Consider the following 26,718-nt stretch of genomic DNA (forward strand, 5'->3'; position numbering starts at 1 on the left):
TCAGGCCCGGCCCCGCGCCCAGGCACGGCGGCCGGGCCCGTACCTCCCAAGTCTTTAGTTGAGAAGGGACGCTGTGAGCGTCATGACCCTGGTCTCCTACGAGGACGCTCTGGCGTCGTACGACCCGGTGATGGGCCTTGAGGTCCACGTCGAGCTCGGTACCAAGACCAAGATGTTCTGCGGTTGCTCCACCGAGCTGGGCGCCGAGCCGAACAGCCAGACCTGTCCGACCTGCCTGGGCCTGCCGGGCTCGCTGCCGGTGGTCAACGCGGTCGGCGTGGAGTCGGCCGTCAAGATCGGCCTGGCGCTGAACTGCGAGATCGCCGAGTGGTGCCGGTTCGCGCGGAAGAACTACTTCTACCCGGACATGCCCAAGAACTTCCAGACCTCGCAGTACGACGAGCCGATCGCCTTCAACGGCTACCTCGACGTGCAGCTGGAGGACGGCACGACCTTCCGTGTGGAGATCGAGCGCGCCCACATGGAGGAGGACACCGGCAAGTCCAGCCACGTCGGCGGCGCGACCGGCCGCATCCACGGCGCCACCCACTCGCTGCTCGACTACAACCGGGCCGGCATCCCGCTGATCGAGATCGTCACCAAGCCGATCGAGGGGGCCGGCGAGCGCGCCCCCGAGGTCGCCAAGGCGTACGTGGCCGAGCTGCGCGAGGTGATCCGCTCGCTGGGCGTCTCCGAGGCCCGGATGGACAAGGGCCAGATGCGCTGCGACGTCAACCTGTCGCTGCGCCCCAACGGCACCTCGACCTTCGGCACCCGCTCGGAGACCAAGAACGTCAACTCGCTGCGCAGCGTGGAGCGGGCGGCCCGCTACGAGATCCAGCGGCACGCCACCGTGCTGACCGACGGCGGCACGATCGTCCAGGAGACCCGGCACTTCCACGAGGACAACGGCACCACCACCTCGGGCCGGATCAAGGACAACGCCGAGGACTACCGCTACTTCCCGGAGCCGGACCTGGTGCCGGTGGCTCCCAGCCGCGAGTGGGTCGAGCAGCTGCGCGCCGCCCTGCCCGAGCTGCCGCGGGTGCGCCGCGCCCGGCTGCAGGCCGAGTGGGGCCTGTCCGACAAGGACATGCAGTCCGTCCTCAACGCCGGTGCGGTGGAGCCGATCCAGGAGACCATCGCGGCCGGTGCCCCGGCCGACCAGGCCCGCAAGTGGTGGATGGGCGAGCTGGCCCGTCGCGCCAACGAGACCGGCACCGAGCTGAGCGAGCAGCCGATCACCCCGGCGCAGGTCGCCCGGGTCGCCGCGCTCGTCGCCGAGGGCAAGCTGAACGACAAGCTGGCCCGCCAGGTCATCGAGGGCGTGCTGGCCGGCGAGGGCGAGCCGGACGAGATCGTCGAGAAGCGCGGCCTGGCCGTGGTGTCGGACGACTCCGCGCTGGGCGCGGCCGTCGACCAGGCCATCGCCGAGAACGAGGCGATCGCCGCCAAGATCCGCGACGGCAAGGTCCAGGCCGTGGGCGCGCTGGTCGGCGCGGTCATGAAGGCCACCCGCGGCCAGGCCGACGCCGCCCGCGTGAAGGACCTGATCCTGGAGCGGCTCGCCGCGGCAGGACAGTGAGCACGGCCTGGAGAAGGCGGGGCCTCGGCTGAGGCGCCACCCAGGCCGTCCATCCCGCCTTCCTAAGGCATCTAAGGCATCTAAGGCCCTCTAAGTAAGGCCTAAGGCCCGGTCTCACCTCTGTATTGGGGTGAGGCCGGGCCTCAAACCTTTCGAGGGGCGGGATCTAAGGCATCCCGGCCCGGGAAGATCGGGCAGGCTCCCGATGTGGCACCCCCCACTGGGGGAGGAAGCTCTTACTCGTCAGGGAAACGCAGTGAGACCCACAAGGGGAAGCCCAAATGATCGAGTACCAGACCTTCCAGCAACAGGCCCACGAGCTCGTGGTCCGCGCCGAGCACGAGCGCCTGGTGCGCGAGGCCCGGGAGGCGAACCGCCTGCGCCGCCGTCCGGTGGCCGCCCGCTTCCAGCGGCGCCCCGTGCGTCGGCCCGAATGCTGACGGGGCGGCACCGGCGCGGTGCCGAAGGAGTCCGGGAGGGGGAGACGCTGCGAGTGAGCGTCTCCCCCTCCGGGCGTTCGCCGGGGGAGATAACCCCTGACCCGGCCCCCACCGGCTATGGCATGCTCGCCTCCATGCAGCAGATATCGGTCAGCCCCGTCTTCGTCGGCCGTGGCAGCGAGATCACCGAACTGACCGACGCGCTGCGCCGGGCGGGCACCGGCAGCCCGCAGGCCGTGCTGATCGGCGGCGAGGCCGGCGTCGGAAAGACCCGGCTGCTGGAGGAGTTCCTGCAGCGCGCCGCGGACCGGGGAGCGGTCACCTCGCTCGGCGGCTGTCTGGAAGTCGGCGCCGAGGGCCTGCCGTACGCGCCGCTGGCCGCCGCGCTGCGCCGGCTGCACCGCTCGCTGGGCACCGAGTTCGAGGCCGCCGCGGCCGGCAGCGAGGGCCATCTCGCCCGTCTGATCTCCGAGTTCGGCGAGGCGGACGGCGAACCGAACGACGAGTACGGCCGGGCCCGGCTGTTCGAGCACACCGCGAGGCTGTTCGAACGGCTCGGCGCGGACCGTACCCTCGTCCTCGCCGTCGAGGACCTGCACTGGTCCGACCGCTCCACCCGCGAGCTGCTCGCCTTCCTGGTGCGCACCCTGCACCGCTCCCGGGTGCTGCTGGTCGCCACCTACCGCAGCGACGACCTGCACCGCCGCCACCCGCTGAGGCCCTTCCTCGCCGAACTCGACCGGCTGCGCACCGTCCAGCGGCTGGAGCTTGAGCGGTTCGACCGCCGCGAGGTGGCCGCCCAGCTGGCCGGCATCCTCGGCACCGCCGACCCCGACCACCAGCTGGTGGACCGGATCCACCGCCGCTCGGAGGGCAACCCCTTCTTCGTCGAGGAGCTGGCCACCGCCTTCCACGACGGCTGCGGCGCCGGGCTGACCGACTCGCTGCGGGACATCCTGCTGGTGCGGGTCGAGGGCCTGGACGAGGAGGCCCAGCGGGTGGTCCGGATCGCCGCCGAGGGCGGCTCGCACGTCGAACACGCCCTGCTGGCCGCCGTGCTGGACGACGACGAGGAAGCGCTGATCGAGGCGCTGCGCTCGGCCGTCGGCGCCAACATCCTGCGCCCGGACAGCGAGGGCGAGGGCTACCGGTTCCGCCACGCGCTGGTCCGCGAGGCCGTCTCGGAGGACCTGCTGCCCGGCGAACGGCACCGGATCAACCGGATGTTCGCGCTCGCCGTGGAGGCCCAGCCGCAGCTGCTCGCCCCCGACGCGCTGCCGGCCCGGCTGGCCAACTACTGGTACCACGCGCACGATCCGGCCCGGGCCCTGCCGACCGCCCTGGACGCCGCCCGCGCGGCCCGCCGCCGCAACGCCTTCGCCGAGCAACTGGGCATGCTGGAAAGGGCCCTGGAGCTGTGGGACATGGTCTCCGAGGACGTGCTGGCGCACACCCTGCGCCCGTACGACTGGGCCGAGACCTACCCGCCCGGGTCCTGCGACCACAGCGCCGCCGACGAGGACTGCGACCGGATCCAGCTGGAGGACGTGCTGGCCGAGGCGGTGGTCGCGGCCCGGCGCTGCGGGGACCGCGAGCGCGGCCTGAGCCTGGCCAAGCGCGGGGTGCGGCTGGTCGACGAGACGGTGCACCCGGTCCGGGCGGCCTGGTTCCGGATCAACCGGGCCCGGATGCTGGGCAGTCTGCGCCGCTCCGGCGACGAGGAGGAGATCGCCCACGCGCTGCGGCTGGTGGCCGAGCTGCCGCCGTCCGCCGTCCAGGCGGAGGTGTTCGCGCTCGGAGCCGGTTCGGCGCTGCTCAAGAAGCCCGGGCCCGAGCACCTCGAACTCGCCGAGCGGGCGATCCGGATCGCCCGGGAGGTCGGCGCGCACTCGGTCGAGGTGCACGCCCGGATGACGCTCGGCAGCCTGCGTCACGACGTGCACGGCGACGCCGAGGGCGGGTTGGCCGAACTCGCCGGAGCGGTCGAGCGGGCCCGCCGCCTGGGCGTGCCCGACCTGCTGCTGCGCGGCCTCAACAACCTGGCCAGCCTGCAGCGCGGGCTGGGCCGGGCCGAGGAGGCCGTCCGGCTGGCCCGGGAGGGCCTGGAGTTCGCGGACGGCAACGGCCTGCAGCGCAACATCGGCGCCATCCTGACCGGCAACCTGGTCGAGGCGCTGATCGACCTCGGACGGCCCGGGGAGGCCGCCGAGGTGCTTGCCGCCTGCGAGCTGGGCAGCCCGAGCGGCACCCATGCCGAGTTCCTGGACCGGCTGCGCGGCGAACTCGCCCTGATGGAAGGCGACCTGACCACGGCGGCGACCATGCTGGCGCAGGCCCGGGCGGCCAACCGGGTCGGCCAGGCGCAGCACAGCGTGCCGATCAGCCGGCTGGCGGTGCGGCTCGCCGCCCTCGGCGGCCGGCCGCTGGACGCCCGGGGCGAACTGCTCGCCGCCCTGGCGGAGGAGGGGCGGCTCGGCTACGAGTCCGACGTCTACCCGCTGCTGGTCGAGGGCGCCGGGGTGGAGGCGGACAGTCGGGGCCTGCCGGAGGCCGGGGCCGGGCGGGCCGGCGCGCTGGCCGCGATCGCCGGGGCGGCCGCCGCGCTGCGGCCCCGGGCGCCCCTGCACCACGGCTGGGCCCGGCTCCTGGAGGCCGAACTGGCCCGCGCCGAGGGCGCCGACACCCCCGGGCAGTGGGCCGCTGCGGTCGAGGTGCTGCGCCCCACCGGCCTGCCGTACCCGCTGGCGCTCGCCCTGCTGCGGGCCGGCGAGGCCGAGGTGCTGGCCGGACGGCGCGAGGCCGGCGCCGAACTCCTGCGCGAGGCGGCCGAACTGGCGGCCGTGCGCGGTGACCGGATGCTGGCGGAGCAGATCGCGGGCCTGGCCGAGCGGGCCGGGCTGAGCCTCGCTCCCGCCGAGCGGTCCGCGGCGCAGCCGGCCGGGCCCGGCGGGGCCGGGGCATCCGGCGGTTCCGCGGTGGACTCCTTCAACCTCACCCCCCGTGAGCGGGACGTGCTCCGGTTGCTCGCGCGCGGCTGGACCAACCGGCAGATCGCCGAGGAGTTGTACATCTCTCCGAAGACCGCAAGCGTGCACGTCTCCAACATCCTGGGCAAGCTCGCGGTCGGCGGCCGGGGCGAGGCGGCCGCGCTGGCGCACCGGTTGAGGCTGTTCCCGGACGATCGGGCCGCCGCGGGCCGCTGAGACCCGCCCCCGTCCCCGCGGGCCGGGAGCCGCCCGCCGCGGCGGGGGCCCGCCGCCGTGCTCCCGTGCGCGCCGCGTGAGCCCCCGCCCGCGCGCCTCCGCCAACCGGGCCGATCCGTCGGAATCGGGGGCATTTCCCCATCCTTGCGCCATTACTCTAAGTTGAGTGTGTGTGTCATTGAGTGACGGAATTGGTGTAGGGTCCATTGCGGGAGCATCGGTGCGGTGCGGCGGCCGGCAGGCCGCCCACCCCCTGGGCCACCGTCCTGACGGGGCGCCAGGCCACCGCGTACGGCCGAGAGGTGCGCGGCCGGTGGTCCGTGGCCGGGGCGCGAGGCCCCGGGCCGGAGGGGGAGAGGCCGAGTGAGCTCCACCGATACGGTGCTGCCCGGAGCCGGACGCCCGGGCGCACCGCCCGCCGACACGTCCGCCGTCGACGCCGTGCCCGCGCCCGTCCGCCGCGGCCCGCTGCGCCGGCTCCTGGAGAGCCGCACGCTGCCCGGACTCATCCTGGGCGCGCTCTGCCTGGCCTACGCCCTGGGCGCGGCGGCCGGCTGGGGGTCGCGCCAACTGTCCGTCTTCATGGGTGACTTCGGCCTGGCGGCAGCCGCCCTGGCGGCGGCGCTGTCCTGCCTGGTGTACGGCTGCACGGTCGGCGGGCACGCCCGCCCGGCCTGGCTGCTGTTCGGCCTCTCCTCGCTCATGGTCGCCTTCGGCAACGGCACCTGGGGCTGGTACGAGCTGGTCGTGCGCACCCCGCTGCCGCGCGTCTCGCTGGCCGAGTACGCCTTCCTGCTGTTCGCCCCGCTCGCCATCACCGGCGTCCTGGTGCTGGCCCAGCGCCCGCGCTCGGCCGCCGGGTGGCTCTGCCTGCTGCTCGACGGCTGGCTGATCGCCGGCTCGCTGTTCACCCTCAGCTGGAGCCTGGCGCTCGGCCGGATCGCGGCCGGCGAGGACGGCTCCCCGCTGCGGCTGGCCCTCAACCTGGCCTACCCGGTGCTGGACATCCTGCTGGTCAGCCTGGTGGTCGGCCTGCGCTTCGGCGGCCGGGACGGCAACCGGGCGGCGGTCCACACCGCGATGGTGGCGCTCGCCGTCACCGTGCTCTGCGACGCCCTGTTCACCTCCCCCCAGCTGCGCAGCAGCTACCACTCCGGCGAACTGCTGGACGCCGGCTGGTTCTCCGGCAGTCTGCTGCTGGCCTGGGCGCCGTGGTCCCCGCGCTGGCGCCGCCCGCTGCGCGAGCACCCCTCGGCCGGCGGCCTGCCGCGCCGCCGGGTGGCCACCACCTTCAGCGCGCTCACCCCGTACGCGGCGGCCGCGGTCTGCACCGCCGGAATCCTCTACAACGCCCTCGGCGGGCGGGAGCTGGACCGGGTGGTGGCCGCCGCCGCCTGCACCGTCGGGCTGGCGCTGATCCTCAGGCAGGGCGTGATGCTGCTCGACAACCTGTCGCTGGCCCAGGAACTCGCCCACAAGGAGGCGCACTTCCGGTCCCTGGTGCAGGGGTCCAGCGACGTCATCATGATCGCCGGTGCCAACGGCGTGCTCTCCTACGTCTCCCCGGCCGCGCTCGGCGTGTACGGGCGGGACCCGGAGGAGCTGGTGGGAGGCAACCTGCTGGACCTGGTGCACCCCGAGGACGTGGACCGGGTGCTCTCCGAGGTCCGCCGCTACCTCGCCAGGGTCCGGCTCACCGCGCACCGCGTCCCGGGCACCGCCGAGCCCTCGGCCCGGGTGGAGTGTCGGATCAGCTCCGGCTGCGGCGAGTGGCTGCACGTCGAGTCCACCGTCAGCCGGCACCGCGACGGGCTGCTGCTGAACAGCCGCGACGTCACCGAACGTGTCATGCTGCAGGCCCAGTTGCAGCACAACGCCTTCCACGACCCGCTCACCGACCTGCCCAACCGGGCACTGTTCACCCAGCGGCTGCGGGCCGCCCTCGGCGCCCGCGGCCAGCAGGGCGGGACGGGCACCGGGGTCGCCGTGCTCTTCCTCGACCTGGACGGCTTCAAGGCGGTGAACGACTCCGCCGGGCACCAGGTCGGCGACGAGCTGCTGGTGCAGGCCGCCCGCCGGCTGCAGGGCGCGGTGCGCTGCGGGGACACCGTCGCCCGGTTCGGCGGCGACGAGTTCGCCGCGCTGGTCTGCGGCCCGCTCGGCCGCCTCCAGGTCCAGGAACTGGCCGAGCGGCTGCGGGTGGCGCTCTCCGAGCCGTACTGGATCGGCGGCGCCGAGCTCGGGGTCGCCGCCAGCATCGGCATCGCCTTCGGCACCCCCGAACGCGGCCCGGCAGCCGACCCCAGGGCCGCCGCCGACGAACTGATGCGCAACGCCGACCTCGCGATGTACCGGGCCAAGTCCGCGGGCAAGGGCCGGGTGGTGCTCTACAGCCCCGCGATGCGGGCCGACCTGGAGCGCCGCACCGAGCTGGAGGAACGGCTGAGACTCGCCGTCCGGGAGGGCGGCTTCACGCTGCTCCACCAGCCCGTGGTGGACCTCGCCGGCGGCGCCGTGGCCGCTGTCGAGGCGCAGGCCCGCTGGCGCTCGGCGGGCGGCCTGCTGCTCACCCCGGCCGAGTTCCTGCGCTCCGCCGAGCACGGCGACGCCGCCACCCGCTTCGCCCGCTGGCTGGTCCAGGAGGCGGTCGCCGCGGCCGCCGCCCGGCGCGGCCTGTCCGGCCGCGGCCGGGGCGCGCCGGAGCCCGTCCCGGTGGCCGTCCGGCTCTCCGCCGAGCGGCTCTGCTCGCCCGGCCTGTACGAGACGGTGGCCGCCGCGCTGCGCGACAGCGGGCTGCCGGCCGGCGAGTTGGTGATCGAGGTGGCCCGGATGGGCTCGGACCCGCTCGCCGACGAACTCGGCCGCCGGCTGACCGCGCTGCGCCGGCTCGGCGTCTCCACCTGGCTGGCCGGCTACGGCGCCGGCGGAGGCTCGCTCAGCGCCCTGGGACGGCTGCCGCTGGACGGCCTCAAGCTGGACCGCACGCTCGTCCAGGACCTCGGCGAGTCCTCGGTGGCCCGCACGCTCGCCGGGCACGCCCTGCGGCTCGGCCGCGACCTCGGCCTGACCACCGCCGCCGAGGGCGTGGACCTGCCCCGCCAGGTCACCGTGCTGCAGGAGCTGGGCTGCGGGCAGGCCCAGGGCTCGGCCTTCGCGCCGCCGCTGGACGAACCCCGGCTGCGCCGCGCGCTGGTCCGCCGCGGCTACCCGCTGCCGAAGCCGCCCGGCCCGCTCTCCGCGCGTCGCGCCCACCTGGCCGCGGACACCCGGACGAGTGGCCGCCCGGACGCCGCGCCAGGACGTGGCGTACATCACCACGACGGCTCTGACCAGCCCGAACACCCTGCGGTTGCCGGTCCGGCGGGCGGTCCGCATGGCGAGACGGTCATCCCACCTGCTTGACACGCCACCCCGGACGGGAGGATGGTCGTTGCCATGCGCACCCGAATTCTCGTACTTGGCGGGCGCGTCGGCTGACAGGGCTCGCACGCCCTGCTCGTGACAGACCGACGCGCCACCCCTCGCATGCCCTTGGGCACGAGGGGTTTTTTGTTGCACTGACGCTGTTCCACCCCGCAATACCCCTGGCCTCGGTCGCCCGAGAACGTCCGACTTGTCGGAATGAGCGGGACGATTGAGGCAGAGCCGGCGATCGACCCGGACCGGGACCCCACCCTCGCAGCAGGGGCCCGCAGCCGGGTCGGCAAAACCGAGAAGAGACAGGCAGATGACTGAGCACGCCGCATCCCCCCGCCGCGGGGACAACCCGGCCGCCAACGCTCCCGCTCCCCAGCACGTCGTCGAGACCATGACCGGCGCCCAGTCGCTCATCCGCTCGCTGGAGGCCGTGGGCGCGGACACCGTCTTCGGCATCCCGGGCGGGGCCATCCTTCCCGCGTACGACCCGCTGATGGACTCCGCCAAGGTGCGCCACATCCTGGTCCGGCACGAGCAGGGAGCCGGCCACGCCGCCACCGGCTACGCCCAGGCCACCGGCCGGGTCGGGGTCTGCATGGCCACCTCCGGCCCGGGCGCGACCAACCTGGTCACCCCGATCGCCGACGCCTACATGGACTCCGTGCCGATGGTCGCGATCACCGGACAGGTCTCCTCCAAGGCGATCGGCACCGACGCTTTCCAGGAGGCGGACATCTGCGGCATCACGATGCCGATCACCAAGCACAACTACCTGGTCACCGACCCGGCCGAGATCCCCCGGGTGATCGCCGAGGCCTTCCACATCGCCGCCACCGGCCGCCCCGGCCCCGTCCTGGTCGACATCGCCAAGGACGCGCTGCAGGCGACCACCACCTTCCGCTGGCCGGTCGAGACCTCGCTGCCCGGCTACCGCCCGGTCACCAAGCCGCACGCCAAGCAGATCCGCGAGGCCGCGAAGATGCTGGTCAGCGCGAAGCGCCCGGTGCTGTACGTCGGCGGCGGCGTGATCAAGGCGCAGGCCACCGCCGAGCTGCGGATCCTCGCCGAGCTGACCGGCGCCCCGGTGGTCACCACCCTGATGGCGCTCGGCGCCTTCCCGGACAGCCACCCGCAGCACCTGGGCATGCCCGGCATGCACGGCTCCGTCCCGGCCGTCACCGCCCTGCAGAAGTCCGACCTGCTGTTCACCCTCGGCGCCCGCTTCGACGACCGCGTCACCGGCAAGCTGGACGGCTTCGCCCCGTACGCCAAGGTCGTCCACGCCGACATCGACCCGGCCGAGATCGGCAAGAACCGCCCGGCGGACGTCCCGATCGTCGGTGACGCCCGCGAGGTGCTCGCCGACCTGATCGTCGCCGTCCAGGCCGAGTTCGACGCCGGCCACAAGGGCGACTACGCCGAGTGGTGGCAGAAGCTCGACGAGTGGAAGAAGACCTACCCGATCGGCTACGAGCCGGCCCCGAGCGGCCAGCTCTCGCCGCAGCAGGTCATCTCCCGGATCGGGCAGCTGGTCGGCCCGGACGCGATCTACGCCGCGGGCGTGGGCCAGCACCAGATGTGGAGCTCGCAGTTCATCCAGTTCGAGAAGCCCGGCACCTGGCTCAACTCCGGCGGCGCCGGGACGATGGGCTACGCCGTCCCCGCGGCGATGGGTGCCAAGGCCGGACGGCCGGAGACCGCGGTCTGGGCCATCGACGGCGACGGCTGCTTCCAGATGACCAACCAGGAGCTGGTCACCTGCGCCCTGAACGACATCCCGATCAAGGTCGCGGTCATCAACAACGGCTCGCTGGGCATGGTCCGGCAGTGGCAGACGCTGTTCTACAACCAGCGCTACTCCAACACCGTGCTGCACGCCGGCCCCGGCCACGACGGCATCGAGCCGCCGGCCCAGGGCACCCGGATCCCCGACTTCGTCCTGCTGTCCGAGGCGATGGGCTGTGTGGGCCTGCGCTGCGAGCGCCCCGAGGACCTGGACGCCGTCATCAAGCAGGCGATGGAGATCAACGACCGCCCGGTCGTCATCGACTTCATCGTCCACCAGGACGCCATGGTCTGGCCGATGGTCGCGGCCGGGACCAGCAACGACGAGATCCAGTTCGCCAAGGGCGTCCGTCCCGACTTCGGCGACGACGACTGACCGCCCGCCCGTCGCCCACCGCCACCCCTCTCGGGACCGGCTACGCCGGACACCCCTCGTGCGACTGAGGAACCCCATGTCCAAGCACACCCTCTCGGTCCTGGTCGAGAACAAGCCCGGCGTGCTCGCCCGCATCGCCGCGCTGTTCTCCCGTCGGGGCTTCAACATCGACTCCCTCGCCGTCGGCCCGACCGAGCATCCGGACGTGTCCCGGATGACGATCGTGGTCAACGTCGAGGACCTCCCGCTGGAACAGGTCACCAAGCAGCTCAACAAGCTCGTGAACGTGATAAAGATCGTCGAACTCGACCAGGCCGCTGCGATCCAGCGGGAACTGGTCCTGGTGAAGGTCCGCGCCGACAACGAGACCCGGTCGCAGATCGTCGAGATCGTCCAGCTGTTCCGTGCCAAGACCGTCGACGTGTCGCCCGAAGCGGTGACGATCGAGGCCACCGGCAGCTCGGACAAGCTGGAGGCCATGCTCCGGATGCTGGAGCCTTACGGCATCAAGGAGTTGGTCCAGTCCGGCCTGGTCGCCATCGGCCGCGGCGCCCGTTCGATCACCGACCGGTCGCTGCGCGCCCTGGACCGCAGCGCGTGAACAGCGCGAGACGGACCGGCGCGTGACGGCGACCCGCCCCGTCTCAAACCCTGAAGCAAAGACCCCACACCCGCCGGGACCGCATACGGTGAACACCGCGAAACCCGGCACCCATGATGCAAGGAGATGTGCCCCCGTGGCCGAGCTGTTCTACGAAGACGACGCCGACCTGTCCATCATCCAGGGCCGCAAGGTCGCGGTCATCGGCTACGGCAGCCAGGGCCACGCCCACGCGCTGTCCCTGCGCGACTCCGGCGCCGACGTCCGGGTCGGCCTGAAGCCGGAGTCCAAGTCCCGTGCCAAGGCGGAGGAGGCCGGCCTGCGCGTCGTCACCCCGGCCGAGGCCGCGGCCGAGGCCGACGTCATCATGATCCTGGTCCCGGACCCGATCCAGGCCGACGTCTACGAGGCGGACATCGCCCCGCACCTCAAGTCCGGCGACGCCCTGTTCTTCGGCCACGGCCTGAACATCCGCTTCGGCTTCATCAAGCCCCCGGCGGACGTCGACGTCTGCATGGTCGCCCCGAAGGGCCCGGGCCACCTGGTCCGCCGCCAGTACGAGGAGGGCCGCGGCGTCCCGGCGATCGTCGCCGTCGAGCAGGACGCCTCGGGCAACGCCTTCGCCCTGGCGCTGTCGTACGCCAAGGGCCTGGGCGCCACCAAGGCCGGCGTCATCAAGACCACCTTCACCGAGGAGACCGAGACCGACCTGTTCGGTGAGCAGGCCGTCCTCTGCGGCGGCACCGCCGCCCTGGTCAAGGCCGGTTTCGAGACCCTGGTCGAGGCCGGTTACCAGCCGGAGATCGCCTACTTCGAGTGCCTGCACGAGCTGAAGCTCATCGTCGACCTGATGTACGAGGGCGGCCTGGAGAAGATGCGCTGGTCGGTCTCCGAGACCGCCGAGTGGGGCGACTACGTCACCGGCCCGCGGATCATCACCGACGCCACCAAGGCCGAGATGAAGAAGGTCCTCGCCGAGATCCAGGACGGCACCTTCGCCAACACCTGGATCGCCGAGTACAAGGCCGGCCTGCCCAAGTACAACGAGTACAAGAAGGCCGACGAGGACCACCTGCTGGAGACCACCGGCAAGAAGCTGCGCTCGCTGATGAGCTGGGTCAACGAGAAGGCCTGAGCCTCCCGGCCCGCCCGCGGTACCGGGCCCTCGTTCCGCAGGGCCCTTGTACAAGTAGGCTGCTCTCGTCCGAGTGATTTCGCCGGACGGGAGCAGCCTCGTACCTTGCCCGTCGATACACTTCCGAGTGCGCGTCAGGCCCACAGCGTCGTGCGTCTACCTACGCGGCATGCCACCTTCCCCCGCCCTCACACGCCACCTCCGTGCGCCGGGGAACCGGACAGTTAAGGACACACTGTCGTGAGCAAATCCGTCGTTCTGATCGCCGAAGAGCTGTCGCCCGCCACCGTCGACGCCCTCGGCCCCGACTTCGAGATCCGCCACTGCAACGGTGCGGACCGCACCGAGCTGCTCACCGCGATCGCCGACGTCGACGCGATCCTGATCCGCTCCGCCACCAAGGTCGACGCCGAGGCGCTGGCCGCCGCCCGCAAGCTCAAGGTGGTCGCCCGGGCCGGCGTCGGCCTGGACAACGTGGACGTCGCCGCCGCCACCAAGGCCGGTGTGATGGTCGTCAACGCGCCGACCTCCAACATCGTCACGGCCGCCGAGCTCGCCTGCGGCCTGCTGATCTCCGTCGCCCGCAACATCGCGCCGGCCAACGCCGCGCTCAAGCAGGGCGAGTGGAAGCGCAACAAGTACACCGGCGTCGAGCTGAGCGAGAAGACCCTCGGTGTCGTCGGCCTCGGCCGGATCGGCGTCCTGGTCGCCCAGCGGATGTCCGCGTTCGGCATGAAGATCGTCGCGTACGACCCCTACATCCAGGCCGCCCGCGCCGCGCAGATGGGCGTCAAGCTGGTCAGCCTGGAGGAGCTGCTGGAGGTCTCGGACTTCATCACCGTCCACCTCCCCAAGACCCCCGAGACCATCGGCCTGATCGGCGACGAGGCGCTGCACAAGGTCAAGCCGACCGTGCGCATCGTGAACGCCGCCCGCGGCGGCATCGTGGACGAGGAGGCGCTCGCCAGCGCCCTGCGCGAGGGCCGGGTGGCCGGCGCGGGCCTGGACGTGTACGCCAAGGAGCCGTGCACCGACTCCCCGCTGTTCGCCTTCGACAACGTGGTCGCCACCCCGCACCTGGGCGCCTCCACCGACGAGGCGCAGGAGAAGGCCGGCATCGCGGTCGCCCGCTCGGTGCGCCTCGCACTGGCCGGCGAGCTGGTGCCGGACGCCGTGAACGTCCAGGGCGGCGTGATCGCCGAGGACGTCCGCCCGGGCCTGCCGCTGGCCGAGAAGCTCGGCCGGATCTTCACCGCGCTGGCCGGCGAGGTGGCCGTCCGGCTCGACGTCGAGGTCCGCGGCGAGATCACCCAGCACGACGTGAAGGTGCTCGAACTGTCCGCGCTGAAGGGCGTGTTCGAGGACGTGGTGGCGGAGACGGTGTCCTACGTCAACGCCCCGCTGTTCGCCCAGGAGCGCGGCGTCGAGGTCCGCCTGACCACGTCCAGCGAGAGCCCCGAGCACCGCAACGTGATCACCGTGCGCGGCACGCTCGCGAACGGCGAGGAGATCGCCATCTCCGGCACGCTGGCCGGCCCCAAGCAGACCCAGAAGATCGTCGGCGTGGACGCCTTCGACGTGGACGTCGCGCTCACCGACCACATGGCGTTCTTCAAGTACGAGGACCGCCCCGGGGTGGTCGGCGTGCTCGGCCGCCACCTCGGCGACGCGGGCATCAACATCGCCGGCATGCAGGTCGCCCGCGACGGCGGCGGCGCGCTGGCCTCCATCACCGTGGACACCGAGATCCCGCAGGACGTGCTCTCGGCGATCGCCGCCGAGATCGGCGCCCGCTTCGCGCGCTCGGTCGACCTGGGCTGACCCCCCACGCCCCGCGGGGCCCGGACCGCCGTTCGCACGGTGGTCCGGGCCCCGCTGCGTTCTCCCGGGGGACTGCCGTCTCAGATAGTAGGAAATCCAAGTATTCGTGCAGACACGGCCGGGGCCTGGTCGTACCGTGGAAGAGCCATACGGTGTGCCGCCCCTGTAGCCAGGGCGCGCGGCCCGTGTGCGCGTGCGCCCTCACGGGCAGGCGACCCCTGCTCCCGCGCGTACCCCTCCCACCCTCGCGCTGACGTCCGCAGCGCCGCTTCCAAGGAGCCCGGTATGCCCACCACCGCCGACCGCCACGCCGCCCCCGCCCCCGCCGCCACCCCCGTCCGCGCTCCGCGCCGCCGCCGGGCCGCCGAGCGGAACCCCTTCGCGGCCGCCGCGCTGCAGCGCTCGCTGGACCGCCGGGACAACGGCGGGGCCACCGGACATCACTGACCGGTCACCGCCGGCCGGCCGCCTCCGGCCAGTCGCCACCGGCCGACCCTCTCCGGTCGACGCCGCGGGTGGCGTTCATCGGCCTACTGCGCCGAACGGGCTGACGGGGCGTCACCCCGTAGAGTGCAAGCCCGGGCCATTCGAGGGAAGTTGCTCGTGGGCGCCGCGCGATCATCCTAATTTGGGGCCCCCGGAAGGGTGATCGACGTCCGCGCGGGCGGGCGTCAGCGACCTCCTCGGTATGCGGATCATTCCCCCTTGCCGGGGGAGAGGGTCCCTCGTGCGCCTGCCACCCGTCCGCCGTCCGCTCGCCCGGATCGGCCTCACCCTGACCCTGCTGGCCGGGGGCGTGGCCCTCGCCGCCGCCCCGGCGGCCGCGGGCCCGTCGCCCGCCGGACCGCCGGGCCCGGCCCGAACCGCGTCCGTGCTGCTCGAACTCACCACCGAGGCGGCCGGCCCCGCCTGGCGCCGGGCCGCCGACGGGGCCCGGCGGGACCGGCGCTCCCCGGAGGCCGTCCGCCAGGAGGCCGCGCGGGCCGGCGCCGCCCAGCGGGCCCGGGCCGGGGACGCGCTCGACCGGCTCGCCGGTGCCGTCCACCGGGCGGCGCCCGCCGCCCGCGAGCTCTACCGCACCCGCACCCTGTTCGCCGGCCTCGCCGTCAGCGCGCCCGCCGACCGACTGCCCGCGCTGCGCGCGCTGCCGGGCGTCCGGGCCGTCCACCCGATCGTCGACAAGCGGCGCGACAACGCCTACTCCGTGCCGCTGACCGGCGCCCCGCAGGTCTGGGCCGGCGGCTCCGGGCCCGCGGCCTCCGTGCCCGGCAACACCGGGCAGGGCGTGCGGATCGGGATCATCGACAGCGGCATCGACTACACCCACGCCGACTTCGGCGGCCCCGGCACCGAGGAGGCGTTCCGCTCGGTCGAGCGCGGCAAGCCCGCGCCGCCCGCGCTGTTCCCCAACGCCAAGGTGGTCGGCGGCAAGGACCTGGTCGGCGACGACTACGACCCCGACCCGACCTCCCCGCACCACCAGCCGGTCCCGCACCCCAGCGACAACCCGATCGACTGCGTGCGCAACGGGCACGGCACCCACGTCGCCGGCACCGCCGCCGGGTACGGCGTCACCGCCGACGGCCGCCCGTACACCGGACCCTACGGGCCCGGACTGGACCCGGCCGGGTTCCGGATCGGCCCCGGCGCCGCCCCCGGCGCCCAGCTGTACGCGATCCGGGTGTTCGGCTGCGACGGCTCCACCGACCGGCTCGCCCAGGCCCTCGACCTGGCCGCCGACCCGAACGGCGACGGCGACCTCACCGACCGGCTGGACGTCGTCAACCTCTCGCTCGGCAGCCGCTTCGGCACCGCCGACGACACCGACGCGCTGGCCGTCGACCGGCTCGCCGCACTGGGCACCGTCGTGGTCGCCGCCGCGGGCAACGAGGGCGACGTGTACGGCGTCGGCGGCAGCCCCGGCACCGCCGCCCGGGCGATCACCGTCGCCGCCTCCGTCCACGGGCACGCCGACGTGGACGGCATCACCGTGCTCGCCCCCGCCGCCGCGGCCGGGGTCGTCCCCGGGCACTGGAGCGAGCGGTACACGGGCTGGGCCACCGCCGACGTCAGCGGCGAACTCGCCCTGCCCGTCGACCAGTCGGACGGCTGCGCCGACTTCAGCGCGGCCGACCGGCAGCGGCTGGCCGGCCGGATCGCACTGCTCGCCTGGAAGACCTCCGACGCGGACCGCGCCTGCAACTCCGGCCCGCGCGCCGACCACGCCGCCGACGCCGGTGCGATCGGCGCGCTCTACGCCGCCGACAGCGACCACCTCGCCGAGATCGCCGGCAACGACCGCATCCCGGCCGTCCTGCTGGCCCGTGCCGACGGCGAGCGCCTGCGGCAGGCCGCGGCCGCCGGGCCGACCAGGGTCCGGCTCGCCGCCCCCGGCAACCCGCTGCACGGCTCCGTCGCGCAGAACCAGCCCGCCCGGGCCGACACCCTCACCGACTTCACCTCGCGCGGCATCGGCGTGCCCGGCGTGGTCAAGCCCGACCTCGCCGCACCCGGCGAGACCATCTGGTCCGCCCTGGTCGGCAGCGGCACCGGCGGCCAGCGCGAGAACGGCACCTCGATGGCCAGCCCGCACGTGGCCGGGCTCGCCGCGCTGGTCCGCGCCGCGCACCCGGACTGGCCGGTCGAGCAGCTCAAGGCCGCGCTGATGAACACCACCACCGACACCTTCCTCGGCGACGACCACAGCGGGCCGGTCTACGGGCCGGAGCGCACCGGCGCCGGGCGGGTCCGGGCGGAGCAGGCGGTCCGCACGCCCGCCGTCGCCTACGCGGCGGGGGAGGGCGCCGAGGAGGGCGGCGTCGGGGTCTCCTTCGGACCGGTCGAGGTCGGCGGACCGACAGCGCTCGGACGGGACATCGAGATCAGCAACCACTCGGACGCGCCGGTGGGTTACCGCACCGGCTACGCGGCCGCCACCGAACTTCCCGGGGCCTCCTTCGAGGTGACGCCGGACCGGGTGGACGTCCCGGCGGGCGGCACCGCGCGGGTGCGGGTGACGCTGTCCGTCCCCGGGGAGCTGGGCCGCGCGCCCGACCCGACCATCGACACCGTGCAGGGCGGAAAGGCGCGCGCGTACCGGGGCGAACTCTCGGGCCGGGTGCTGCTGACGCCGGTCGCGGGCGACGGCCTGCCGCAACTGCGGGTCCCGGTGCTCGCCGCCCCGCGACCGGCCGGCGACCTCGCCGCGACCGCCACCGTCCGTACCCCGCGCAACGGCGCGCTCGTCACCCTCGGCGGCACCGCCGCCCCCGGCGGGACACCCGGCCTGGTCACCGCCCTCGCGCTGGGCGGCGAGGCGGCCCGCTGGGCCGACTGCCCGCCCGGCCGCGGCACCGCCGTCGGGCCGGGCACGGGCATCCGGCCGGAGGACACCGCGGAGCAGCCCGACGCCGCGCCGGAGGTCTGCGTCGAGCACCCCGGCGACCGGGCCGCGAACCTCCGGGAGGTCGGCGCCGCCGTCGACCCCGACCTGCTGTACGTCGGCGCCCGGTCGTGGGCGCCCTCGGCCACCCCGGTCGGAGTGTTCGCCGTGCGGGTCGCGCTGGACACCGACGGGGACGGCACCACCGACGTCATCCTCAAGGCCGACCGGCTGCGCGGCAGCGACGTCCTGGTCTCCCGCGCCCTCGACGCCCGCACCGGGGCCGAACTCGACGTCCAGCCGCTCAACGCCCGCTGGGGCGACACCGACACCGCGCTGCTGGACAGCGAGACGGTCGTGCTGCCCGTCCGGCTCAGCGCCCTGCCCGGCATCGCGCCCGGCCACAGCACCGTCCACTACGGCGTCTGGACCGGCGTGGCCGGCCCCGGCACCCCGGACCCGGGCGAGGCCTACGCCGCCATCGGCCTGCGCGGCACCCGCCCGGCCGTCCCGCTGGACGTCCTGCACCCGGCCCTCGCCGTCCGGGCCGGCCTCGACGGCCCCCCGGCGGTGCTGGCCCCCGTCGGCCCGGGCGCCGTCCTCGACGTGCGCCGCACGGTGGGCGACACCTCCAGGCTCCTGCTGCTGCACCACCTCAACCCGGGCGCGCGGCGGGCCCAGGTGATCACGCTGCCCTGACCCGCGCACCGCACCCCCAGGGGCGGCCCGCCGAGCCACGGCGGGCCGCCCCTCGCGCATCGCGTCACACGGCGGGGCGCGGGGCGGCGGTCGGCGGCCGACGGTCGGCGGCGCCTCGGGCGGGTGCGGCCGGTGGCCGAGGACGGGGGAGGGGCTCGGGAGCCCGTCGTGCCTCGGGGCGGGCTTGGAGGGCTCGGGTGGCGGCTCCGGGGGTGTGCGCTCGCGCCGCCTTCCGCACTCGGGCGGGGGCGGGTCTCGGGTGGTCGGCCGCGCCTGAGCGGCGGGGGTCCGGCGGGCCCGGGTGCCGCCGTCGCGGGTGAGTTCGGCTGGGCGCCTCCGAGGCTCCTCGGCGCACCCGCTCCGGCCGCCTCCCCGGCTCGGGCCGACGGCGCCGCCGCCGGACCGTCCCGCTACGGCGCGGGGGTGGAGCCGGCCGCGCGGCGGGCCCGGCGGGGGGTGTGGGCGGGGCGGCGGCGGGCGAGCCGGGTGAAGGCGGTGACCAGGGCGAGGACGGCGGCGACGGCGGAGGTGACGGTGAGGCCCTCGCTGAGCCCGGGCGGGCGGAAGGTGCAGGCCACCCGGGAGGCGCCCGAGCCGAGCGGGACGCCGATCATGCCCAGGACCCGGGTGGGGACGGCGGGCCGACCGCCGTCGACCGCGCAGGTCCAGCCCACGGTGGCGGGGACGGCGATCAGCGCGGTGCCGGTGGCGCCCGCCGGGAGGACCGCCGCGAGGGTGTGCCCGCCGGCCTCGACCCGGGTGGCGCCGGTGGCGGTGCGGCGGGCGACGGCCGCCTCCAGCGCGTCGGCGCGCAGGCAGCCGATCGGGCGGGCGGGGACCTGGCTGACGGTGTCGGAGCGCAGCGTCACCCGGACCACGCCGTCCGCCGGGACGGTGCCCAGCCGGTGGATCGGCACGGCCGTGGTGGGCTGCTCGCCGTCGCTGCGGTAGCCGGTGCCGAGCCCGCTGACCGTGCCCCGGTACCAGACGCCGTGGAAGTACGCCGTCGAACCGGGCGTGCAGGCGGCGGTGAGGACGGTGCCCTCGTCGCCGGACGGCACCGACCAGCCGCTGGTGCCGTGCAGGGTGGGCGCCGGCCCGCCGGCCGGGACGGGCAGCGGCGCGTCGTACACCTGGCCGCCGAGCAGCGACTCCTGCCGGGACCAGACCGAGCCGGTCTCCGGGCGGCTGTCCGGCGGCAGCACGGTGACGACCGGCGGTGCGGCGGACCGGACGGAGGTGAAGCCGTACGGCGGCGGGCCGCCGTCCAGGTGGGCGCGGACGGCGAACAGCGCCTGCCCGACCGGGTCGGTCACGCTCGCGGTCTGCCGCCCGCCGGCCGTCCAGCCCGCGCCGAGGTCGTGCAGCAGCAGTGCGGCGACGGTCGGCAGGTAGCCGCTGAAGTAGCCGCCGCCCTGGCCGCCCAGCAGCAGCGGGTCGTTGCTGGTGTAGGCGTGCGGGCCGGGGTCGCTGCGGCCGCGCGGCCAGTCGTCGGCGGCGCGGACGGCCGCGTGCCCGGCCCGGACGGCCGCTGCCGGGACGCTGCCGGAGGGCGCCGCGCCGAGCGCCGCGTACCCGGACCAGACGGCGTTGCCGAGCACCGCACCGCCGATCACCCAGGTGGCGACGGTGTTCGCCCGGCGGTCCGGGTGCCGGCGGTCCAGGATCCACAGCGCCGCGAGCAGGACGGCACCGCCGACGGTCAGCAGCACCCAGGTGGCGGGGTGCACCGAGTGCCGGCTCGCCGCCACCCCGGCGATCACCGCGACCACCGCGGCCCCGCCGAGCAGGGTGACCGGGTCCGGCCGGTGCGCCAGCGACACCCAGCCGGCCAGCACCAGGAGTCCGCTGAGCACGAAGGCGACCCGGTACGGCCCGCCGGCCGGGATCGCCAGGCCGTGCCAGACGAGCACGGTCGGGGTCCAGACGAAGCCCAGCACCACCAGCACCAGCGCCGCGCACCACAGCGCCCGTTCGCGCGGCCGCACCCGCCGGTTGAACGGCAGCCCGCACACCAGCAGCAGCCCGAACAGGCCGATCGCCACGTCCGGTAGCGCCCGGCCGCCGTGGGTGGCGGGCAGCAGTTGGGCGAGGTGGCCGCCGAGACCGGACGGGCCGAGCGGCTGCACCGGGGACTCGGGCTGCGCCTCCTGCTCGGCCCGGACGGCGACGAACAGCACCGGTGAGGCCAGCAGCACCCCGGTGACGGCCATGGTGACCGCCCGGCCGGTGGCCCGGACCCGCCGGCGGAACGGCCGCGGGGCGGCGAACAGCCGGACGGCGAAGAGGAGTCCGGCGGCCAGGGTGGCCAGGGCGGCGGTGTAGAGGTTGCCGGCCCAGGCCAGGGTCACGCACAGGGTGCCGGCCACCCAGCGCCGCTCGTGCAGGCACCAGTCGGTGGCGAGGCCGAGCAGCGGCAGCGAGACCAGGCCCCAGAGCCACATCGGCGCGGCCCCGCCGACGTCCAGCACCCAGGCGCACAGCCCGTACCCGACGGCGGCGAGCGCCCGCAGCCGGCGCGGGCCGGGGTGCAGGCGGCCGAGCAGCCGGGCCATCAGGGCGGTGCCGAGGCCGATGGTGGCGAGGGTGACCAGGAGGACGGCGAGCTCGCCCCGGTCCCGGGGGAGGAGGGCGGTGAGCCAGGAGAACGGGTTCATCAGGTACGCGAAGAAGTCCGCCAGGAAGGGGACGCCGTACCCGCTCTGCCAGTTGAACAGGAGGTCCCCGGTGGCCTCCCCGTGCAGCAGGTCCCACAGGTGGGCGTGGTACGGCACCGCGACCGCGTCCGCCCCGGCCGGCCACCGGCCGCGCAGGCCGGCCGCCAGCGCGTACCCGCCCGTCGCCAGCCCGGCCGCACCCCCGCAGACCAGCACCTCCCGCCGCCGCTCGGCCCTCACCCACGCGCCCCGTTCTGCCAGTGACCCCGGACCTCGCCACCCTAAGCGCGCCCCCGGCGCGGACTCCGACGTACGCGCTCCTTCGAAGGAGTGGCGTCCGCGGACTCCCCGCCGAGTAGCCTGGGAAGGCCGTCAGGATGCCCGTATGGGAGGAACCATGAGCATCGCGCCGTACCCCGACTGGATTCGGCCTCCTGTCAGCGGCTACGTCGCCGAGGACCTGGACCGGCTGCCTGATCTCCCGCCGCACACCGAGCTGCTCGACGGGAGCCTGATCTTCATGAGCGCACAGACCAAGTTCCACATGCGGACGCTGCGCAGGCTGGAACGGGCTCTGGAGAGTGCCGTCCCGGAGGGGTGGGAGGTGTGGCGGGAGATGACGGTCAAGCTGAACTCGCGCAACCGGCCCGAGCCGGACCTCATCGTCGTCGACGAGCGCGGTGACACCGGGCCGAGGCAGACGATGTGCGAGGCGGCGGACGTGCTCCTGGCTGTTGAGGTGGTGTCCCAGGAGTCGCAGGAGCGCGATCGCGACACCAAGCCCCGGAAGTACGCGGCGGCGGGCATCCTGCACTTCTGGCGCGTCGAGAGCGACGACGAGGGCCGGCCGGTCGTCTACGTGTACGAGCTGGACCCGGCGACCCGGGCCTACGGCCTGACCGGCATCTACCACAAGCAGCTGAAGGTCGATCAGCCGTTCCCGGTCGAGATCGACCTGACCTGACCGATCCGTCCGAATAGTGGACGCCAGGTGTCACCCCCTGGGACGGCGGAGTAGGGTCCGAACATGTCTCGCACCATTCGTCTCGCAGTTGTTCCCGGTGACGGCATCGGCCAGGAAGTGGTGGCCGAAGGCCTCAAGGTCCTGGGCGCGGTGCTCCCCGCCGACGTGAAGCTGGAGACCACCGAGTACGACCTCGGGGCCCGGCGCTACCACCGGACGGGGGAGACGCTGCCGGACGACGTGCTGGCGGAGCTGAAGTCGCACGACGCGATCCTGCTGGGCGCCATCGGCGACCCGAGCGTTCCGTCCGGGGTGCTGGAGCGCGGGCTGCTGCTGAAGCTGCGCTTCGCCTTCGACCACCACATCAACCTGCGTCCGGGCCGGCTCTTCCCCGGGGTGAAGTCCCCGCTGGCGGGCGAGCCCGACATCGACTTCGTGGTCGTCCGCGAGGGCACCGAGGGCCCGTACGTCGGCAACGGCGGCACGCTGCGCACCGGGACGCCGCAGGAGGTGGCCACCGAGGTCAGCCTGAACACCGCGTACGGCATCGAGCGCGTGGTGCGCGACGCCTACCGCCGTGCCCAGGCGCGGCCGCGCAAGAAGCTCACCCTGGTGCACAAGAACAACGTGCTGGTGCACGCCGGCCACCTGTGGACGCGGATCTTCGCCGAGGTCGGCCGGGAGTTCCCCGAGGTCACCACCGACTACCTGCACGTGGACGCGGCGACGATCTTCTTCGTCACCCAGCCCGAGCGCTTCGACGTCATCGTCACCGACAACCTGTTCGGCGACATCCTGACCGACCTGGCCGCGGCCGTCACCGGCGGGATCGGCCTCGCCGCGAGCGGCAACATCAACCCGAGCGGGGAGTTCCCGTCCATGTTCGAGCCGGTGCACGGCTCGGCGCCGGACATCGCCGGCCAGGGCAAGGCCGACCCGACCGCCACCGTGCTGTCGGTCGCCATGCTGCTGGAGCACCTCGGCTTCGCCGCCGAGGCCGCCAAGGTCGAGGCCGCCGTCGCGGCCGACCTGGCCGAGCGCTCCGGCACCCGTAGCACCTCCGAGGTCGGCGACGCGCTCGCCGGCCGAGTATCCGGCTAGCGGGCCGGATCCGAAGAGCGGAGTTCCGGCTAGCGGGCCGGATCCGAAGAGCGGAGTTCCGGCTAGCGGGCCGGATCCGAAGAGCGGAGTTCCGGCTAGCGGCCGGATCCGACAAGGTTCCGGCCGCGCGGGCCGGACCGCATAACCGCAGCTGATGGCTACCGTAGGAGCCGGTGGCTGTTCGGCACGGCCCTCTGGATGCGAGTATCGACAGTGGGCCGTGCCGTTGTGCGTTCGTTCCGGCGTTCGATCGTCGGAACGACCCTGCGGCGGTCGCGGCCCTGACCAACCCCACGGTGAAGGAAACAGCCATGAGCACGCCCACCCAGGCGCCCATCACGTTCGACCTCAAGCCCTCGGCTCACCCGCTGCCGGCAGCGGAGCGCGAGGCCCGGCTGACCAACCCCGGCTTCGGCCGGGTCTTCACCGACCACATGGTCACCATCCGCTGGACCGAGGGCGTGGGCTGGCACGACGCCCAGCTGACGCCGTACGCGCCGCTGGAGATCGACCCAGCGAACATGACCCTGCACTACGGCCAGGCGATCTTCGAGGGCCTGAAGGCCTACCGCCAGGCCGACGGCTCCATCGCCACCTTCCGCCCGGAGGCCAACGCCGCCCGCTTCCAGGCCTCGGCCCGCCGCCTGGCGATGCCGGAGCTGCCGGTGGAGACCTTCGTCGAGGCCGTGGAGCTGCTGGTCCAGCAGGAGCAGGAGTGGGTCCCGAACGAGCCGGAGCAGAGCCTCTACCTGCGTCCGTTCATGTTCGCCACCGAGGTCGGCCTGGGCGTGCGCCCGGCCAACTCCTACCTGTTCATGATCATCGCCTCGCCGGCGGGCGCCTACTTCCAGGGCGGCATCAAGCCGGTCTCGGTCTGGCTGTCCAAGGAGTACGTCCGGGCCGCGCCCGGCGGCACCGGCGCCGCCAAGTGCGCGGGCAACTACGCGGCCTCGCTGGTCGCCCAGGCGCAGGCCGCCGAGAAGGGCTGCGACCAGGTGGTCTGGCTCGACGCCGCCGAGCACCGGTGGGTCGAGGAGATGGGCGGCATGAACCTGTACTTCGTCTTCGGCGAGGGCGAGGACGCGAAGATCGTCACCCCCGAGCTGTCCGGCGCGCTGCTGCCCGGCATCACCCGCGACTCGCTGCTGCAGCTCGCCGCCGACCTCGGCTACGCCGTCGAGGAGCGGAAGATCTCCACCGACGAGTGGCAGCAGGCCAACGCCGACGGCACCCTGACCGAGGTCTTCGCCTGCGGCACCGCCGCCGTCATCACCCCGGTCGGCTCGGTCAAGTCCGCCGCCGCCGACTGGACCGTCGGCACCGGCGAGCCCGGCCCGATCACCATGGAGCTGCGCAAGGCGCTGCTCGCGATCCAGGGCGGCCAGGCCCCCGACACCCACCGCTGGCTGCACAAGATCGTCTGATCCTCGAACGCCCGTACCGCCTCCGGCCCGCCCCGTTCCGCATCGCGAGACGGGCGGGCCGGATCGCGGAGGGGTGTGCCAGACTGCCGGTGTGTCCTCGCTTTCGCTGATTATCGGCAGCAGGCGCGCCGGTCCGCAGTGACCGCTCCCGCAGGACCCGATGCGGAGCGACCACGAGCGTCCAGACCCGCGCGCAGACCTCTCGCACCCGCGAGGGGTCTTTTGCTTTTCGGCGCAGCCCCGCGGACCCATCGGGGCACCGCCGCCGGAGCACAGCCACCCGGACCGGCCGAGGGCCCCCACGAAGGGCTCGGGGACACCGGGCCCGCGCGCGCGATCCTGGACAGTGGAGCCGGGACCAGACATCCGGCCAGAGCAGTACCAGCCTCCCCGAACGGAGAACCAGGGGTCATGACCGAGGTCAGCCGTACCGACGACAGTTTCCACGTGTTCGACACCACGCTGCGCGACGGCGCCCAGCGCGAGGGCATCAACCTGACGGTGGCGGACAAGCTGGCCATCGCCCGGCACCTGGACGAGTTCGGGGTCGGCTTCATCGAGGGCGGCTGGCCCGGGGCCAACCCGCGCGACACCGAGTTCTTCGCCCGCGCGGCCGCCGAGCTGGAGCTGCACCACGCCCAGCTGGTCGCCTTCGGCGCCACCCGCCGGGCCGGCGGGAAGGCCGCGGACGATCCGCAGCTGGCCGCGCTGGTCAACTCGGGCGCGCCCGTCGTCACCCTGGTCGCCAAGTCGCACGACCGGCACGTGGAGCTGGCGCTGCGGACCACCCTGGACGAGAACCTGGAGATGATCCGGGACAGCGTCGAGTTCCTCCGGGCGCGCGGCCGCCGGGTCTTCATCGACTGCGAGCACTTCTTCGACGGGTACCGGGCGAACCGCGAGTACGCCCTGGCGGTGGTCCGCACCGCGCACGAGGCCGGGGCGGACGTGGTGGTGCTCTGCGACACCAACGGCGGGATGCTGCCGGCCGGGATCCGGGAGACCGTCGCCGAGGTGCTGGCCCGGACGGGCGCCCGGCTCGGCATCCACGCCCAGGACGACACCGGCTGCGCGGTGGCCAACACCCTGGCCGCGGTGGACGCCGGCGCGACCCACGTGCAGTGCACCGCCAACGGCTACGGCGAGCGGGTCGGCAACGCCAACCTGTTCCCGGTGGTCGGCGCGCTGGAGCTCAAGTACGACCGCCGGGTGCTGCCCGCCGGCCGGCTGGCCGAGATGACCCGGATCTCGCACGCGATCGCCGAGCTGGTCAACCTGGCCCCCTCCACCCACCAGCCGTACGTCGGCTACTCGGCCTTCGCGCACAAGGCGGGCCTGCACGCCTCCGCGATCAAGGTCGACCCGGACCTGTACCAGCACATCGACCCCGAGCGGGTCGGCAACACCATGCGGATGCTGGTCTCCGACATGGCGGGCCGGGCCTCCGTCGAGCTCAAGGGCAAGGAGCTCGGCTACGACCTCTCCAGCGACCGGGACCTGGCCGGCCGGGTGGTGGCCAAGGTGAAGGAGCAGGAGAACCTCGGCTACACCTACGAGTCCGCCGACGCCTCCTTCGAGCTGCTGCTGCGCGACGAGGTGCGCGGCAGCCGGGACCGCTTCTACACCCTGGAGTCCTGGCGGACCATCAGCGAGCAGGGACCGAACGGGGTCTCCGGCAACGAGGCGACCGTCAAGCTCTGGGCCAAGGGCGAGCGCCGGATCGCGGTGGGCGAGGGCAACGGTCCGGTCAACGCGCTGGACCAGGCGCTGCGCACCGCGCTGGAGGGCATCTACCCGCCGCTGGCCACCTTCGAGCTGGTGGACTACAAGGTGCGCATCCTGGAGGGGCAGCACGGCACCGGCTCCAAGACCCGGGTGCTGATCGAGTCGACCGACGGCACGGCCACCTGGTCCACCGTCGGGGTCGCCGACAACGTGGTCGCCGCCTCCTGGCTGGCGCTGGAGGACGCGTACACCTACGGCCTGATCCGGGCCGGCCTGGAGCCCACCGAGTAAGCCGCTGCCGAGAGCCCTCGTCCTTCGTCCGTGTGCTCGCCCCCGGGGTCGGGGGCGAGCGTGCGGGTGTCAGCGGAGTCGGGCGAGGAGGGCGTGTTCGACGAGGGTGATG

Annotated in this window: 15 protein-coding genes; 14 read left to right on the forward strand and 1 reads right to left on the reverse strand. The window is 74.0% G+C overall.

Translation table 11 applies throughout. From position 1 onward, the window contains the following. The first annotated feature begins 73 nt into the window (after positions 1 to 73). From gatB to ACZ6Y7_RS15420, 10 genes are all read left to right on the forward strand, one after another. The gene (gene gatB / locus ACZ6Y7_RS15375; RefSeq protein ID WP_465758368.1) at positions 74 to 1,585 is read left to right on the forward strand and encodes an Asp-tRNA(Asn)/Glu-tRNA(Gln) amidotransferase subunit GatB; all 1,512 of its coding nucleotides are present in this window, start codon (positions 74 to 76) and stop codon (positions 1,583 to 1,585) included. A gap of 281 nt (positions 1,586 to 1,866) precedes the next feature. Continuing rightward, on the forward strand, positions 1,867 to 2,025 hold the full coding sequence (locus ACZ6Y7_RS15380; RefSeq protein ID WP_402225094.1) for a hypothetical protein: 159 nt from the start codon (positions 1,867 to 1,869) through the stop codon (positions 2,023 to 2,025). A gap of 134 nt (positions 2,026 to 2,159) precedes the next feature. Further along, entirely contained in the window at positions 2,160 to 5,228 is a 3,069-nt protein-coding gene (locus ACZ6Y7_RS15385; protein ID WP_465758369.1) for a helix-turn-helix transcriptional regulator, read from the forward strand. A gap of 468 nt (positions 5,229 to 5,696) precedes the next feature. Further along, on the forward strand, positions 5,697 to 8,630 hold the full coding sequence (locus ACZ6Y7_RS15390) for a putative bifunctional diguanylate cyclase/phosphodiesterase (protein WP_465758402.1): 2,934 nt from the start codon (positions 5,697 to 5,699) through the stop codon (positions 8,628 to 8,630). Between the two features lie 325 nt (positions 8,631 to 8,955). Then, positions 8,956 to 10,806: an acetolactate synthase large subunit gene (locus ACZ6Y7_RS15395; RefSeq protein ID WP_465758370.1), complete on the forward strand. Its 1,851-nt coding sequence runs from the start codon at positions 8,956 to 8,958 to the stop codon at positions 10,804 to 10,806. A 76-nt stretch (positions 10,807 to 10,882) separates the two neighbouring features. After that, the gene (gene ilvN, locus ACZ6Y7_RS15400) at positions 10,883 to 11,407 is read left to right on the forward strand and encodes an acetolactate synthase small subunit (protein ID WP_097236150.1); all 525 of its coding nucleotides are present in this window, start codon (positions 10,883 to 10,885) and stop codon (positions 11,405 to 11,407) included. Between the two features lie 136 nt (positions 11,408 to 11,543). Beyond that, the gene (gene ilvC / locus ACZ6Y7_RS15405) at positions 11,544 to 12,542 is read left to right on the forward strand and encodes a ketol-acid reductoisomerase (protein ID WP_449793135.1); all 999 of its coding nucleotides are present in this window, start codon (positions 11,544 to 11,546) and stop codon (positions 12,540 to 12,542) included. A gap of 240 nt (positions 12,543 to 12,782) precedes the next feature. Continuing rightward, on the forward strand, positions 12,783 to 14,363 hold the full coding sequence (gene serA, locus ACZ6Y7_RS15410) for a phosphoglycerate dehydrogenase (protein ID WP_465758371.1): 1,581 nt from the start codon (positions 12,783 to 12,785) through the stop codon (positions 14,361 to 14,363). A 285-nt stretch (positions 14,364 to 14,648) separates the two neighbouring features. Continuing rightward, entirely contained in the window at positions 14,649 to 14,810 is a 162-nt protein-coding gene (locus ACZ6Y7_RS15415) for a hypothetical protein (protein ID WP_465758372.1), read from the forward strand. Between the two features lie 280 nt (positions 14,811 to 15,090). After that, positions 15,091 to 18,444 carry a S8 family serine peptidase gene (locus tag ACZ6Y7_RS15420; protein ID WP_465758373.1) on the forward strand — a complete coding sequence of 1,118 codons (3,354 nt, stop codon included), beginning with the start codon at positions 15,091 to 15,093 and terminating at the stop codon, positions 18,442 to 18,444. 410 nt (positions 18,445 to 18,854) lie between these two features. Here ACZ6Y7_RS15420 and ACZ6Y7_RS15425 read toward each other — a convergent pair whose 3' ends face one another. Beyond that, positions 18,855 to 21,341, reverse strand: coding sequence for a YfhO family protein (locus ACZ6Y7_RS15425; RefSeq protein WP_465758374.1), 2,487 nt, complete (start codon positions 21,339 to 21,341; stop codon positions 18,855 to 18,857). A gap of 157 nt (positions 21,342 to 21,498) precedes the next feature. Between ACZ6Y7_RS15425 and ACZ6Y7_RS15430 the strand changes: the two genes are divergently transcribed. The 4 genes from ACZ6Y7_RS15430 (at position 21,499) to cimA (ending at position 26,606) form a co-directional block, all read left to right on the forward strand. Next, the gene (locus ACZ6Y7_RS15430) at positions 21,499 to 22,065 is read left to right on the forward strand and encodes a Uma2 family endonuclease (protein ID WP_465758375.1); all 567 of its coding nucleotides are present in this window, start codon (positions 21,499 to 21,501) and stop codon (positions 22,063 to 22,065) included. A gap of 63 nt (positions 22,066 to 22,128) precedes the next feature. Continuing rightward, positions 22,129 to 23,166 (forward strand): 3-isopropylmalate dehydrogenase, encoded by a 1,038-nt coding sequence (locus ACZ6Y7_RS15435; protein WP_465758376.1) that lies wholly within the window; start codon positions 22,129 to 22,131, stop codon positions 23,164 to 23,166. 311 nt (positions 23,167 to 23,477) lie between these two features. Beyond that, positions 23,478 to 24,590: a branched-chain amino acid aminotransferase gene (locus ACZ6Y7_RS15440; RefSeq protein ID WP_465758377.1), complete on the forward strand. Its 1,113-nt coding sequence runs from the start codon at positions 23,478 to 23,480 to the stop codon at positions 24,588 to 24,590. 411 nt (positions 24,591 to 25,001) lie between these two features. Then, positions 25,002 to 26,606: a citramalate synthase gene (gene cimA, locus ACZ6Y7_RS15445; RefSeq protein ID WP_465758378.1), complete on the forward strand. Its 1,605-nt coding sequence runs from the start codon at positions 25,002 to 25,004 to the stop codon at positions 26,604 to 26,606. Positions 26,607 to 26,718 lie beyond the last annotated feature (112 nt).

Source organism: Kitasatospora sp. NPDC053308 (genome assembly GCF_055585785.1).